Origin of the sequence: Streptococcus sanguinis, assembly GCF_050220005.1 — a bacterium.
In the GTDB taxonomy this organism is placed as follows: Bacteria; Bacillota; Bacilli; order Lactobacillales; family Streptococcaceae; genus Streptococcus; species Streptococcus sanguinis_Z.
The window spans coordinates 1138858-1152504 of the sequence record NZ_CP071413.1 but is presented as its reverse complement, the minus strand read 5'-3'; the positions used below and the strand labels follow the sequence as shown (position 1 = coordinate 1152504).

Genomic DNA, 13647 nt, shown 5'->3' with positions numbered 1-13647 from the left:
TCAATCAGCAAATACATCTTCCAGCAGAGACTCGGAACGAGGAATTGGACTGTCTTGAGCAAATTTAATAGCTTCTTCCACATCCTTTCGAGACTCCTCTAATATGGCATCAAGTTCCTCTTCAGTCAAGAGGCCATGCTCGATAGCGTAGTCACGGAAGACATCTAGAGCATCCACATCAGCCCAGTCTTTTTCTTCACCTTCCAAAGCCTTATACTTCTGCTCATCCCCTTCAAAGTGACCATGATCGCGATATGTTACAGCTTCAATCAAGGTAGGTCCTTCACCTCTACGAGCCCGCTCTACAGCTTCCTTAGCTACTTGGTAGACAGCGAATAAATCCTTACCATTAACCCGAACGCCGGGCATATTATAAGCAGCCGCTCTCTCAGCAATGGTGCCAGACGCAGAAGAATACCATTGCGGTGTCGATTCTGCAAAGAGGTTGTTTTCATTGACAAAGATAACCGGCAGTTTCCAAATTGATGCCATATTGAGACATTCGTGGAAATTTCCTTCATTGGCTGCACCGTCACCGAAGAAGCAGACAGCTACACTGTCGGTTTTCAAGTACTTGTTGCGCATAGCAGCACCAGTTGCTAGACCAAAGCCTCCACCAACCATACCATTGGCACCGAGAATCCCCTTGTCCAAATCGGCGATGTGCATAGATCCGCCTTTTCCTTTTCCAAGTCCAGTCTCCTTGCCAAAAATTTCTGCCATCATTCCCTTTAAATCTCCGCCCTTAGCAACACAGTGACCGTGTCCCCGGTGAGTACTGGTAATATAGTCCTTGTCTGTCAGATTGGCACAGACGCCGGTAGCAATCGCTTCCTCTCCAGCATAAAGGTGAACAAAACCAGGAATCTGTCCTGCAGCAAAGAAACGCCGAGTATTTTCCTCAAAATTACGGATATCCCACATGGTTTTATACATGGTCTTGACTTTTTCTTTGGAAACCTGCTCTACTTCAACTTCAGTAGCATCATAGACTTTTAAATCTACTAGCTCTGATACAGCACTTTGGTTTCTTGTTTTGCTCAATTGTTGTGGTAAATTTTTATAATTTGACATATTTTTACCTCCTCATTAATCGTCCTGAACGAGTCTTTTAGCGACCTCTTGTATTAGTTCTGATGTGGTAGGATGGGCAAAAACTGTTTCAAGAACTTGATCCAGCGTTGCTTCAGCCTGCCTCAGCAAAATCAAATTCTGCAGAAGATCTGTACCGTTCGGACCAACGATGACTGCACCTAGTAGAAGATGATATTTCTTTTCTGAGATTAGCTTGACATAGCCCTCTGTCTCACCTATAGCAATTGCCCGCCCATTATAAGAGAAAGGCAGCTGTTGGACCAGAACATCATAGCCCGCCTGCTCAGCCTCTTCCTTGCTGAGACCAAAAGAAGCCACTTCAGGACTGGTATAGAGCGAGCGGGGAACACCGAGCGGATCAACTGCTTCTTCACCTCTCCGGCAGATAGCTCTCACAGCTTTTATCCCTTCTGCACTAGCAACGTGAGCCAGCATATAAGATTCCAAGAGATCACCGATAGCATAAACATGCTCTTTGGATGTTTCGTAGTATTGATCTACCTTGACAAAATTCCGTTCTGTCAAGGCTAATCCCATATCCTTTGCTAGCTCTAGATTTGGTTTGCGGCCAGTAGCGATTAAAAGATGGTCGAAAGCAACCTGCTCGTTCTCAAGTAAGACAGAATTAGCAGTTACTTCCTTTATCTGCGCTCCCTGATAAATCATCACCCCCATTTTCTTTAGTTTCTTTTGAATCACACGTCGCGCTTCTGCTTCTTCGGTCAAAAGAATTTCCGGCGCAACCTCAATAACAGTGACCTCAACACCTAGAGGAGCCATAGCGAAAGCTAGCTCAATTGCGATAACGCCACCTCCGATAATGACTAACTTCTCTGGAAGATCCCTCAAGTCAAAAAACGTATCCGTCGTTAGATAATCAATCTGTTCCAATCCCTTGATAGGAGGCACAAAAGGATAACTGCCAGTAGCCAAAATCACATCTTTGCCACTGATTTCTTTACCATTGACGGAGAAAGTTCGGTCTTTGACAAACTTGGCCTGCCCTTGGATATATTCAATACCTAAAGACTTAAAGCTAGCATGAATTCCAGATTGCAAACTGGCAATAACCTGATTCTTTCGGTCTACCAATTTCTCAAAATCAATCCTTTCAAGCTTGCTCTCAATGCCATAACGCCTAGCTTCCTCCATTGTCAGCAACCAATGACCGTGCTGGAGATAGGCCTTAGACGGTATACATCCTACATTCAGGCAGGTTCCGCCGATAGACTTCTTTTCTACTACGGCGACTTTCTTACCTAAACGAGCTGCTTTTTCAGCAGCCACATAACCACCCGGTCCAGCACCGATAATCAAAACATCATAAACAGACAAAACAGGCCTCCTTTCATAAAATGCAAAGGGTGCTCCAACAATCAAAATGATTGCTTTCGGCTATAGATACAAAAAGTATCTCATTATTTTTCGTATTCCTAAGACTCATTTCAAAATCTCAGGATAGAGTCTGCTCAGAAACTACGAACCCCCTTTCTGTATTTTTCTTCGCTTACAAATGGTAAGCGCTTACTTTTTAGAAGAAGCTTATACCAAATAATTAAACTCCAGTTGCCTATCCTTCAAACTGACTTGAACTGTCAGTTCAGTTGTTTCCTTATTTTCAACCAAATAACGAGCCAAAGGCGTCTCTAGATAGCGCATAATGCTTCTTTGAATAGGACGAGCACCAAACTCCGGCTGGTAGCCATTCTGGGCTAAAAAAGCGTAAACTTCTTCGCTCAGATGAAGCTGAATCTTCTGATGTTTCAACCTTTCCTGAAGTTGCTGGACCATAATTTTTACGATATTGATCATATCTTCTGCCCTTAGAGGGTTGAAAATAACCGTCTCGTCAATCCGATTTAAAAACTCTGGTCTAAAGCTATGTTGCAGCAAGGACAGAACTTCTTCCTGCGTTTCAGCAGTCAGTCCCTGTTCACTTTTGAGACTTTCCAAAATCTGCTGGGAGCCAATATTGCTTGTCATAATCAAAATAGTATTTTTAAAGTCAATAGTACGCCCTTTCGAATCTGTCAAGCGTCCTTCGTCCAAGACTTGCAGCAGGGTGTTGAATACATCCGGATGGGCTTTTTCAATCTCATCCAGCAAGACAATTGAATAAAGCCTCCTACGAACAGCTTCTGTCAGCTGTCCTCCCTCTTCAAATCCGACGTAACCTGGCGGCGGACCAACTAAACGAGCTACGGCATGTTTTTCCATGTACTCAGACATATCCAGCCGGACCATTTCCAGCTCATTACCAAACAGCCGCTCAGCAAGGGATTTTGCCAGAGCAGTCTTCCCGACTCCAGTTGGCCCCAGAAAGAGAAAGGACCCAATAGGACGCTTTGGATTTTGAATTCCTGCTCTCGAGCGCAAAATAGCCTCCGAAACCTTTTGAACAGCTTGGTCTTGCCCTACAATTCTCTGGCGCAGGAGCTTGTCTAGATTTAGAAGGTGTTCGCGCTCATTGTCCATGATTCCCTGCACTTTGATTCCCGTTATACGCTCTACTATACTAGCTATATCTTCACGACTGACGTCTGGTCGTTCAGTTTGCGCTTGACCTAGCTGGATTTTCTTAACAGCACACGCCTCATCAATCAAGTCCAGTGCCTTATCAGGCAAATAACGATCTGACAGATAACGAATTGAAAGACTGATTGCTGCCTGCAAAGCTTCGTCCGTCAGCCTAACTCCGTGAAAGTCCTGATAATTTTCCCGCAGTCCTTGCAGAATTGTCAATGCTTTATCTTGATCGGGCTCCTCAACGCGAACCCGCTGGAAACGCCCCTCCAAAGCTTGATCTAGCTCGAAGCTTTCCCGATAAGCAGCAAAAGTCGTTGTACCAATGATATTAATCTGTCCCTGAGCCAAGAGTGGCTTTAAAAGATTGCCTGCATCAAGAGAGCCCTCCGTCCGCCCTGCTGTCACGATTTGGTGAATATCCTCAATGTAAAGAATAATCTTCCCCTTAGCAGCCAGCACCTCATCCAAAACAGCCTTGAAGCGCTCTTCAAACTCTCCTCTATATTTAGTTCCAGCAATCAATCCGCCTAGATTTAACTTAAAAACTTCCTTGCCCAATAAATGTTCCGGAACGTCATCAGCAAGCAATCTGCCAACAACCCCCTCTATCACTTTGGATTTTCCAACGCCTGGAAAACCTAGGAGAATGGCATTGCTTTTCTCTTTCCTACACAGCACACGGATAATATCGTCAATTTCGTCTTTTCGACTAATTACTTGTCTACCGGTCTGGTCAGCCAGCCACTGATTAAAGTTAGTTGCATATTTGCTCAAGGCTTGATAGCGACTCTCCTGACTTGGAGAGATTGCTCGTTTGCCTTGGCGAACCTTATTCAACTTTGCCGCAACTAGCTCCTTATCAATTCCTGCCTGTTTCAAAAAGACAGTTATCGGATTTCGCTGCTGATGAAATAGACTGAGAATCAGGTGCTCTACTGTTACCACCTCGTCCCTCAGTTCCGCCCTTTCAGCCTCTGCATCATCCAAAAGATTCTTGAGACGTTGACTATACTGACGTCCGTAGCGGTTCGTATCCGTATGTGAAAATACAGGAATCTTGGCTAGTTCCTGATTGATGACGCTAATAAATTCATTAATATCAAGTTCCAGACCGGTATAGAATTCCAAGGCAAAGGCCTGAGGCTGGGTCAGCACTGTCCAAACATGCGGAATGTCCACTTGATAATTGTGTTTTTGAATAGCTAATTCCTTTGCAGCATTTAATACTTCTTGCAAAAGATTGGTATAGTGTTCGGTCATATAGTTTCCTCGCTTTTCTACTGAAAACCAAAGTCAACTGCAAACAATATTTTAAAAATTAACCTATTTTAACAAAAACTTAACTTGATAACCTTATGTTTATTATATCATTTTCACAATCAATATACTAGAAAAAATGTAAGCGTTTTTCGTGTTTTAATCTAATTTTAACAAAAGATTGTGAAAAAAAGAGCACTAATTTATCCTAAAGGGACAAACCAACACTCTTTAATTTGTAATATTTTTAGCCAAACGATTAAGCCGCCACTGAAAGAGAATGCCGCTCGTCACCAAGCTGGCAATGAGACCAATCCAATATCCATAAGGGCCTAAACTAGTAAAATGATCTAAGAAGAGTCCCAGGGGCAGCGAAACTCCCCAATAAGCAATCAAACCCAAGTAAAATGGCACTTGAGTATCCTTGTATCCCCGAAGAATGCCCTGCAAAGGAGCCGCAAAAGTATCTGCCAACTGGAAAAAGAGGCTGTAGGTCAGAAAAACAGATGTCATACGGATAAACTCGGTATCCGAACCATAGAGAGCAGCCACTCGGTCGCGGAAGATATAGAGAAAGAGGAAAGTAAATCCAGCAATTCCCAAGGCCGTCAGCCGCCCAAGTTTACAGAATTTCTTAACATCGTCAGGACGATTGGCTCCAATTTCATAAGAAACAATGATGGACATTGAGGTTGAAATACTCATAGGAAAGGCATACATTAAGTTTGAAAAATTCATGGCCGCCTGATGGCTGGCAATGATTAGTGACGAAAACTTAGCCATGATCAGGCCAACAACAGAGAAAATCACAACTTCTGCAAAAAACGTTCCGCCAATAGGCAGTCCAAGTCGAATGCCTTCGATTAAGCCTTTTTTGTCTAGCGGTCGAATCTTCCATAGCTCATAGGCTCGAACTTTTGGATGTTTGACTGCTACTAACAAGGATATGAGGAGTAAAACCCAATAAGCCAAAGAAGTCCCAAGTCCAGCTCCAGCTCCTCCCATTTCCAGAAAGCCAAATGCTCCGTAGATTAGGGCATAATTAAAAGTGCCATTCAAAGGTAAAAGTAAGAGCATGAGATACATGGAAAGCTTGGTCAACCCTAGAGCATCAAACAGAGAACGAATGGTGCTAAAGAGCAAAAGAGGGATAATGCCGAGCGCTAGATACCAAAGATAGTTCTTTGCCACTTCTTCTACCAAAGGCTCTAGACCAAGGTGAGACAAAACTAGAGGAGCGCCCACAAATACCAAGGCAAATAAAATTAGCGATAGCCCCAAAGAAAGATAAATAAACTGATAAAAATCAGAAGCAATCTTTTCTTTTTTCCCCTGCCCTAAATGGTGCCCGATTATGGGTACCAAGGCAGACACAATCCCTATCAATAGGTCGAAAAATGGAATCCAAAGACTAGTTGCCATAGAAACACCAGCCAGATGCAAGGTGTCATACTGACCAGTCATGGTCGTATCAACAAATGAAGCAGAAAAATTGGCCAGTTGGTAGATCAAAATTGGCAAAAAAATAGAAATAAAGAGCCGCATCCGCTGATTTAAATTATGAGTTTGGTGCATAGAAATCCCTCAAAAACTTTTTCTACCCAAGTAAAATCAATGAGCTTAGATTTTAGAATATCAACTATCTTTACTATACTATAAGCCAGACAGATAGTCAAAAGGAAAAGGAAATTATATATCTGCCTCGGTGAAGACAATCTGCCCTTTATCAAATCCTGCGATTCGCGCCAAAGAAAGGACACGATAACCAGCAGTTTCCAAAAGTTGACGGCCACCCTGAAACGATTTTTCAATGACAATGCCAACTGCCTCAACCTGGGCTCCTGCTTGCTCAATAATGGTGATCAATCCCTTGGCTGCCTGACCATTCGCCAAAAAATCGTCAATAATCAGCACTTTATCATCAGAGTTGAGAAATTTCCCAGCAATCGAAACGGTCGAAGTCACTTGCTTGGTAAAAGAATAAACTTCAGCCGTCAAAATCCCTTCTGTCATCGTGATGTTTTTGGCCTTCTTAGCGAAAATCATTGGTAGACCCAGTGCCTCTGCTACGTAGACAGCCGGAGCAATACCAGAAGCCTCGATGGTCACTACCTTGGTAATTCCTGCATCCTTTACCGCCTCCGCAAAGACCTGGCCAATCTCTTTCATCAGAGAAAAATCAACCTGATGGGTCAGAAAAGAGTCAACTTTCAGGATATTTTTACCTAACACTTGTCCATCTTGGAAAATGCGTTCTTCCAATTTTTTCATTTTTACTCCTTATCACAAGCTATACTTGATGCTAGAAGAAAAACACGGCTATCCGTGCTTTTCCTTTACTCTTTTTCATTTTTATTCTCGGTCTTGTCTTCTGCTCCAGCGTGATTGACTGCTTTTTTGAATTCTGAAAACATTTTACCGATAGATTGCCCCAGTTCGGGCAGGCGTTTTGGTCCGAAAATAAGCAGGGCTCCCAGAACAATAATGATTACCCCAGGTACTCCGATATCTTTTAAAAGTCCCATTAATTTCTCCTCGTTGATTTTCTTTGATAAATGATGCGACTGAGCAAGATGCTGACTTCATAGAGCAAAATCAAAGGTATTGTCATAGACAAATCGCTGATAAAGTCGGCCGGTGTCAGGACAACAGCTAAAACCAGCAAAACGAAGTAAGCGTATCGTCTATATTTTACCAAAAATTTCGGATTGAGCAAACCGATAGAAGTCAGAAAGGACACAAGAACTGGCAGCTCAAAAAGGCAAGCGATCGGAATAGTGGTATGAAAGACGAAACTAATATAATTCTGTGCTGTCAGCCGAGTCTCAAAGAGACCCTCACCCAGCGACAGCAAAACCTGTAAAATAGCCGGAGTCACAAAGTAAAAGCCGAAAGCCAGCCCCAAAACAAAACAGATAAAGGTAGCCGGGATATAAGCGAAAACGGCTCGTGCTTCATTGGCTCGCAAAGCTGGTCGGACAAACTCCCAGACCTGATAAACCAAAAAAGGCAAGGTCAGGGAAAAAGCGACCAGACTAGCCAGACTGATATAAATCCAAAGGATATCATCCGGCCCCAGCACCAGCAGCTTCTGCTCAAAATTACTAGTCAGCCATCGATAAATATCAGCCGAAAAAAGCAAGCTGACCAGAAAAACCACGAAGAAGCAAGCCAATACCGCTAAAAAACGCCGTCTGAACTCAATCAAATGCTCAATAATTGTCTGCTCTTTTTTATCCATGCTGCCGCTCGCTTTTCAGATTTTTAAAGCTTACATAGACCACCAGCAGGATAAAGAGCACCTGACTGACGACCACTTCCAGGCTTGGATAAATCCCCATCCAGTCTACTGTCACAAAACCATTGATTAGGTGAGTCGGTAGGATATTGGTCAGCTGAAGGGCATGAATGCTGACACCCAGCATCTTAAAGGCCAAGGCGTAGATTAGCCAGGTCAGCCAGAAGAAAATGCTGTGTGGCTTGAGAAGACCAGAAGCCTTGCTCATGATAAAGGCAAACAAAACCAAGACCAGAAGAGCCAAGCCGATTCCCAAAAGGAAATCAGTCATAGTGATGCGTGGCAGAATTCCTACATAAAAGAGGATGGTCTCAGCTCCTTCACGAAAAACTGCCAGAAAGCTAAGAGCAAACATGGAAAGAAAACTGCCTGTGGCTGTTACAGCCTTCATTTGGCTTTCCATAAAGTCATTCCATTTTTCGATAGATGACTTGCTATGTAGCCAGATACCAACCAATATCATCATGGCGACAGCGAAAATACCCACTGCACCCTCGATAATCTCACGATTGGATCCAGAAGCAACTGCCGGGAAAAGAAACTGCAACAAAGCCGCAATCACAGCACTGGCTAGAACCCCACTCGCTGCGCCGACATAGACCCATTTGAGTCCTTTTTTCATCTTGGAGGCTTTCAGAGTCGTTATCAAAGCCATGATGATCAAGAGTGCTTCTACACCCTCACGCAGCAAAATCAGCATAGCATCAAAGAAATGATAGGAAGCTGTCGTGTCAATCTGGGACAGCTCACTAATCAAGGATTCTAGCTGCTTTTGATACTTCTCTTCGCTCCCCTTGACCATAATAACAGGTGTCTGACTCTCAACCTTGGTATAAAGCGAAGGATTATTGACGCTGACATCTCCTTCTATCGTTGGCCAAATGGTGATGAATTCTTTTATCTTAGCAGCAGCCTTTTTATCCTCTCCACTTTGGAAGAGACTCAAAGCCTCTTCTAGGAGCTTAATTCCATCTTTCAGCGTCAGATTTCCAGCAGCTTCTTGGACTTTCTCACCTTTGACAAAATTATCAATGGCGGCCTTCAAATCATCAAAAGAAGACTGAATCATGTCAAAGTCAGTAGGCTCCGTCTCAATGGCACTGCGCAGAAATGAAATGGCTGTTTCTACCTTGCCGTAATGGGCTGTGCTGTTGTCTCGCACTACGCTTTCATTGGTGGTCCAGGTGCTATTCATCTTCTTGTATGCTTCTCTTGTCGCTTCTAAATCCTTAGCGCTAATAGCCTTTTGTAGATTTTCAAATTTTGGCTCTAGCTTACTGAGAAGCTTCTTTTTCTCAGCCTCTAAGTCGACTGGATTCTGCTCTTTCTCAAATTTCAAGAGGGCCGAAGAGATTTGTGTCAGCTTCTCCTCCGTCACCTGACCCGATAAGTCTAGTGCCTTGCTTACCTCTTGTCCCGCTGCAGAGTCGTGATTAGCCACCCTTTCAAAGTCAGTCTTGATTTCTTCGACCAGCTGCTTGGCTTTTTCCTGGTCCTTCTGCTTGACTGCAGTGCTGGCATCAGTGATTTTGACGAATAAACTGCTGTAGCTCTCGTCCGCTAAAACCGGCTTAGCTAAAAAGACAAGCAAAAGCCCCAAGACAAGTAAGCTTTTATTCAAATAATTTTTGACCAAGGTATTCTCCTTTTTTCACTCCACCAAAGCAAGCAAACAAACCACTGCCAATATGCGTGACGTATTCATTCATCTTATCTTGAGCGCCTAGATTAGTTAGAACTTTGACAAAGCTGTCTGGATCTTTTTGGAAGGAAAGAAAGAGTAAGCCTGTGTCGAACTGACCAGTACTTTCATCAATCCCATCTGAGTACGAGTAAGACCGGCGATATATGGGCTTATCAACCTCCTTGGCCAGACGGACGTGTGAATCCTCTGGCAGCAATTTCAAGTCAACCTCATCAAACTCGTCTTTCTTGCCAAAAGGCGCTCCGCTATCTTTATAGCGGCCGAAAGTGTTTTCCTGCTCCTGCAGATTGGTTCGGTCCCAGGTCTCAAGGAACATCTGGATTCGGCGGACAGCCATGTAAGAGCCCCCCTGCATCCAGTCCTTGCTATCGCACCAAATGACCTTGTCGAAGTCTTTTTCCTTGGTCACATTGGCTGTGCCGTCCTTAAATCCAAAGAGATTACGAGGCGTTGACATCCGGTCTCCGATAGCAGCAAAGCCTGACTGACTCCACCTCATAGTGATGGCATTTCTCCCCTTGCGGACCAGATTGCGGACCGCATGAAAGGCCACCTGCTCATCATCCGCGCAGGCCTGGATGACAATATCGCCACCTGTATATTTTTCTTTAAGCTGCTCCTTTGGAAAAGGAGGCAAATCCCGAAAAGCCTTAGGTCGTTTGTCTGACAAGCCCATTTTTTTCAGAAAAGAGGCTGAGACACCAAAGGTCAAGGTCAGTCGATAAGGGTTGAGACCAACAGTTTCTCCAGTATCCGTTGGCGGCAAAAGAGCATTAGAATTATCTTTTTTGACCAATTCTCCATCTACTAGCTTCTCGCTGTAGGCCGTCCAGTCCTTAAAGAGCTGGATAATGGACTCCCTATCTGTCGTATGCAAATCCAACACGACAAAGTAGATATTCTTCTGCATCGGAGTTGTGATACCCGCCTGATGCTCTCCATAAAAGCTGATTTCTTCCTCACCGTCAGCGAATTTCTTATCTTCCTTGGCCTGATTAGCGAAAAAAGCAGATGCACCAGAGACACCCAGTGCAAGACCAGCGCCTCCAATCCCTGCTTTTTTAAGAAATTCACGACGATCCATCTTTTTATTAAACCATTTTTCGTCGTTTGTCATATGATTACTCTCCGTTTAGAATGACTCCCATTTGCGAAAGAGGCTCACCCAGTTTGGTCACTGCTTCTGCCAGTTCCTTGGTGTCTTCTTTTGTCAATTCTGTATAGAGCTTGTAGTTTTCCGAGTCAGTCATGTGCTTGTCCAAGAGACCGTTGACATTTTTAAACTCAAGTTCCAAGGTTTTGACGAGTTTCTCGTCCTTATCCTTAATCAATGGCTTAAAGAGCTCAAAAATCTTTTCTGCTCCTTCAATATTCGCACGGAAATCATAGAGATCTGTATGGGAGAATACTTCTTCCTCACCTGTAATCTTGCTGGTCGCTACTTCATTGAGCAAGTCAACAGCACCTGTCAGCATCATATCTGGCGTCACTTCAACTGTTGCGATTTTAGCTTTTAGATCCTTAATATCGTTGACCAGCTGATCGGCATAGCTTTCCGTTCCCTTGGTCGTATTTTGCTCCCACATGATTTTTTCAATGCGGTGGAAACCAGACCAGCCTTCTTCGGTCTTGTTTTCGTCCACATAGTCAACCAGGCGGAAGTCAATTTTAACATCTGATTCACCAAAGCTCTCAGCAATCGGCTCCGAGCGCTCGTAGGCCATCCGGATAAGCGGATATTGCTTTTTAGCCTCATCAAGCTTGCCTTCTTTAAGGGTGTCACGAAACTTCTCCGTATCTGTCAGGAGCTGATCGATTTGTCCTTGGACAAAAGATTTGTAATCCGCTGTCGCCTTGTCCAATTCTTTCTGATTGACAGCCGTTTGGCTGCTAGATGTTTGACTGCTTGAACCAGTCTTGTTTGTAGAATTGTTGGCTGCACAGCCAGTCAGTAAAATTGCCGTTGAAAATAGGACGATGCCAAGTTTTTTCATGGTGACTCCTTTATTTTCTCTCTGATATGAGATTATTTCCTGTAAATTATACCAGTTTTTCTCTCATATTTCAAGAAATTGTCTGACAATTTAATCAAAAACTATATATTAAGACCATTAAAGCAGCTCTTCTTTGATTTTTCCGATTTCCGTCTTTTTCAGCACTAAGTAAATCGTATCACCCAGATAGAGGCGAGTGCTGCCATTGACCGTTTGAGTCTTTCCCTTGTGGACATTCATGGTAATCAAGACCCCCTCAGGCAAGTTTAGCTCATGCACCTGCCGACCAGCGATCTTTTCAGAAACAGGGATTTCAATTAAAGTAGTATCTCCCTGGTCCTCGATACTGTCTGGCAACATTTTTTCCAGCATGGCTTCATAGACTGGCGCTCCTTTTAGCAGATCCATGATAATGTAAGCAGTCAGAGTGACCAGTCCCAGCGGCATGAGATTACGGATGTCGCCGACCATCTCTGTGACCAGAATAATAGCTGTCAGAGGAGCCTTGGAAATGGCTCCAAAATAACCACTCATGCCCAGAATAATGAAAATCGGAAATTGCTCCTGAGAAATCAAACCCAGCTGCAGACAGACTGCACCCATTGCTCCACCAAGAAGTGAACCCAAAGCTAGAATGGGCAGGAAAATACCGCCCGGCAGCCCACTGCCGTAACTTAACATACTCCAGACAAAACGCAGAGCAAAAAACAAGAGCAAGGTTCCCACAGTGTAATGACCAGCAGTCAAAGATAAAATCAATTGATTGCCCCCGCCTAGCAAGTGAGGAAGGAAATAACCAATCGGAAGAATCAAGACAAAGGCCAGAATAGGATAATAGGCTTCTGAAATCCTAAACAAGCGCCCCAAAAACTGATAAACCAGCTGAATATTCAAAATGACTTTCTCATAAATAAAGCCTGAAAAGCCCAGCAGCAAGCCCATTACTAAGTAAATCCAATACTGCTCCAGTCTCATGACCGGGATATTATCCGGCATGTCCAGTACTGGTGTTAGACCAAACATTGAGAGCGAGATAAAGTTAGCAACTAGACTGGCTGCCAGCGTAGAAACCCAGAAAAAGCGTGAAAAATGACGGTAAACTTCTTCTACTACGAAAAGCAGTCCTGCGATTGGTGCATTAAAAGCTGCTGCTAAGCCCGCTGCTGCACCGCTAGCAATGAGCGCTCTCTCCTCAGCGGCACTCAAATTCAGAAATTTAGAGACGCCTTTGCCGCTCATGGCGCCCAGCTGAATACTTGGTCCTTCTCGCCCCAGCATCAGGCCGCTGGAAATGGCTAAAATCCCCAATACAAACTTCTTCCAGAGAACACTCCCCCAAGAAAGCGACACCAGACCCTTCAGCTCTGCTTCAACCTGCGGAATCCCTGACCCCTTGATATTTTTCTCCGACTTTACCAAGCGAGCGTTGAGCAAGACAATGAAACAATAAAGCAATACCAAGGACAGTAACCAAAGCAAAGACTGCTGACTCCTATGGTAGACATCCTGCACTAAATGAAAGATTTTTTCAATCAGAAATCGAAAAATCCCCACTACTAGTCCAGCTAAAATCCCAACTAAAACACCTCGCAAAACCTGGGAAATAATCGAATGAGTTGTGAAATTAAATTCTCTCTTGATATCGTCCTCTTGCGAGATAGACTCTTTTGCCATTCCCAATCTCCTCTAAATTGTTACTTTACCACTATTCTAGCACAAAGCAGGCCTGATAAACAGATGAAATATAAATTTCTTCTTTCACTTTTCTTTTT

11 protein-coding genes are annotated in these 13647 nt (G+C 43.8%); all 11 read right to left on the bottom strand.

The features are described from left to right. A complete protein-coding gene (locus J1C86_RS05510; protein ID WP_125407230.1) occupies nt 1–1074 on the bottom strand; it encodes a thiamine pyrophosphate-dependent dehydrogenase E1 component subunit alpha in 1074 nt (357 codons plus the stop codon). Nucleotides 1075–1089: 15 nt separating this feature from the next. After that, complete coding sequence (lpdA, locus tag J1C86_RS05505) at nt 1090–2430, bottom strand: dihydrolipoyl dehydrogenase (RefSeq protein ID WP_125409031.1); 1341 nt, start codon at nt 2428–2430, stop codon at nt 1090–1092. Between the two features lie 207 nt (nt 2431–2637). Further along, a complete protein-coding gene (locus tag J1C86_RS05500) occupies nt 2638–4881 on the bottom strand; it encodes an ATP-dependent Clp protease ATP-binding subunit (protein ID WP_125407235.1) in 2244 nt (747 codons plus the stop codon). A 228-nt stretch (nt 4882–5109) separates the two neighbouring features. Beyond that, nucleotides 5110–6453 (bottom strand): MATE family efflux transporter, encoded by a 1344-nt coding sequence (locus tag J1C86_RS05495; RefSeq protein ID WP_125407238.1) that lies wholly within the window; start codon nt 6451–6453, stop codon nt 5110–5112. Nucleotides 6454–6567: 114 nt separating this feature from the next. Beyond that, nucleotides 6568–7149: a xanthine phosphoribosyltransferase gene (locus J1C86_RS05490; RefSeq protein ID WP_125407241.1), complete on the bottom strand. Its 582-nt coding sequence runs from the start codon at nt 7147–7149 to the stop codon at nt 6568–6570. Nucleotides 7150–7214: 65 nt separating this feature from the next. After that, nucleotides 7215–7403 carry a twin-arginine translocase TatA/TatE family subunit gene (locus J1C86_RS05485; protein ID WP_125407244.1) on the bottom strand — a complete coding sequence of 63 codons (189 nt, stop codon included), beginning with the start codon at nt 7401–7403 and terminating at the stop codon, nt 7215–7217. After that, a complete protein-coding gene (gene tatC / locus J1C86_RS05480; protein WP_125407247.1) occupies nt 7403–8119 on the bottom strand; it encodes a twin-arginine translocase subunit TatC in 717 nt (238 codons plus the stop codon). The genes J1C86_RS05485 and tatC overlap by 1 nt, the downstream gene beginning before the upstream one ends. Beyond that, complete coding sequence (locus tag J1C86_RS05475; protein ID WP_125407250.1) at nt 8112–9812, bottom strand: FTR1 family iron permease; 1701 nt, start codon at nt 9810–9812, stop codon at nt 8112–8114. Before J1C86_RS05475 ends, tatC begins: the two co-directional genes overlap by 8 nt. After that, a complete protein-coding gene (gene efeB / locus J1C86_RS05470) occupies nt 9790–10998 on the bottom strand; it encodes an iron uptake transporter deferrochelatase/peroxidase subunit (protein ID WP_125407253.1) in 1209 nt (402 codons plus the stop codon). Before efeB ends, J1C86_RS05475 begins: the two co-directional genes overlap by 23 nt. A gap of 4 nt (nt 10999–11002) precedes the next feature. Further along, nucleotides 11003–11875, bottom strand: a complete 873-nt coding sequence (gene efeO, locus J1C86_RS05465) for an iron uptake system protein EfeO (protein ID WP_125409033.1) — start codon at nt 11873–11875, stop codon at nt 11003–11005. 117 nt (nt 11876–11992) lie between these two features. Beyond that, a complete protein-coding gene (locus J1C86_RS05460; protein ID WP_125407258.1) occupies nt 11993–13549 on the bottom strand; it encodes a ClC family H(+)/Cl(-) exchange transporter in 1557 nt (518 codons plus the stop codon). Between the last annotated feature and the right edge of the window lie 98 nt (nt 13550–13647).

Coding starts and splice junctions, on each gene's coding strand:
- J1C86_RS05485 (WP_125407244.1), bottom strand. CDS start 7,403: ATGGGACTTTTAAAAGATATCGGAGTACCTGGGGTAATCATTATTGTT.
- efeB (WP_125407253.1), bottom strand. CDS start 10,998: ATGACAAACGACGAAAAATGGTTTAATAAAAAGATGGATCGTCGTGAA.
- efeO (WP_125409033.1), bottom strand. CDS start 11,875: ATGAAAAAACTTGGCATCGTCCTATTTTCAACGGCAATTTTACTGACT.
- J1C86_RS05495 (WP_125407238.1), bottom strand. CDS start 6,453: ATGCACCAAACTCATAATTTAAATCAGCGGATGCGGCTCTTTATTTCT.
- J1C86_RS05460 (WP_125407258.1), bottom strand. CDS start 13,549: ATGGCAAAAGAGTCTATCTCGCAAGAGGACGATATCAAGAGAGAATTT.
- J1C86_RS05510 (WP_125407230.1), bottom strand. CDS start 1,074: ATGTCAAATTATAAAAATTTACCACAACAATTGAGCAAAACAAGAAAC.
- J1C86_RS05490 (WP_125407241.1), bottom strand. CDS start 7,149: ATGAAAAAATTGGAAGAACGCATTTTCCAAGATGGACAAGTGTTAGGT.
- tatC (WP_125407247.1), bottom strand. CDS start 8,119: ATGGATAAAAAAGAGCAGACAATTATTGAGCATTTGATTGAGTTCAGA.
- J1C86_RS05500 (WP_125407235.1), bottom strand. CDS start 4,881: ATGACCGAACACTATACCAATCTTTTGCAAGAAGTATTAAATGCTGCA.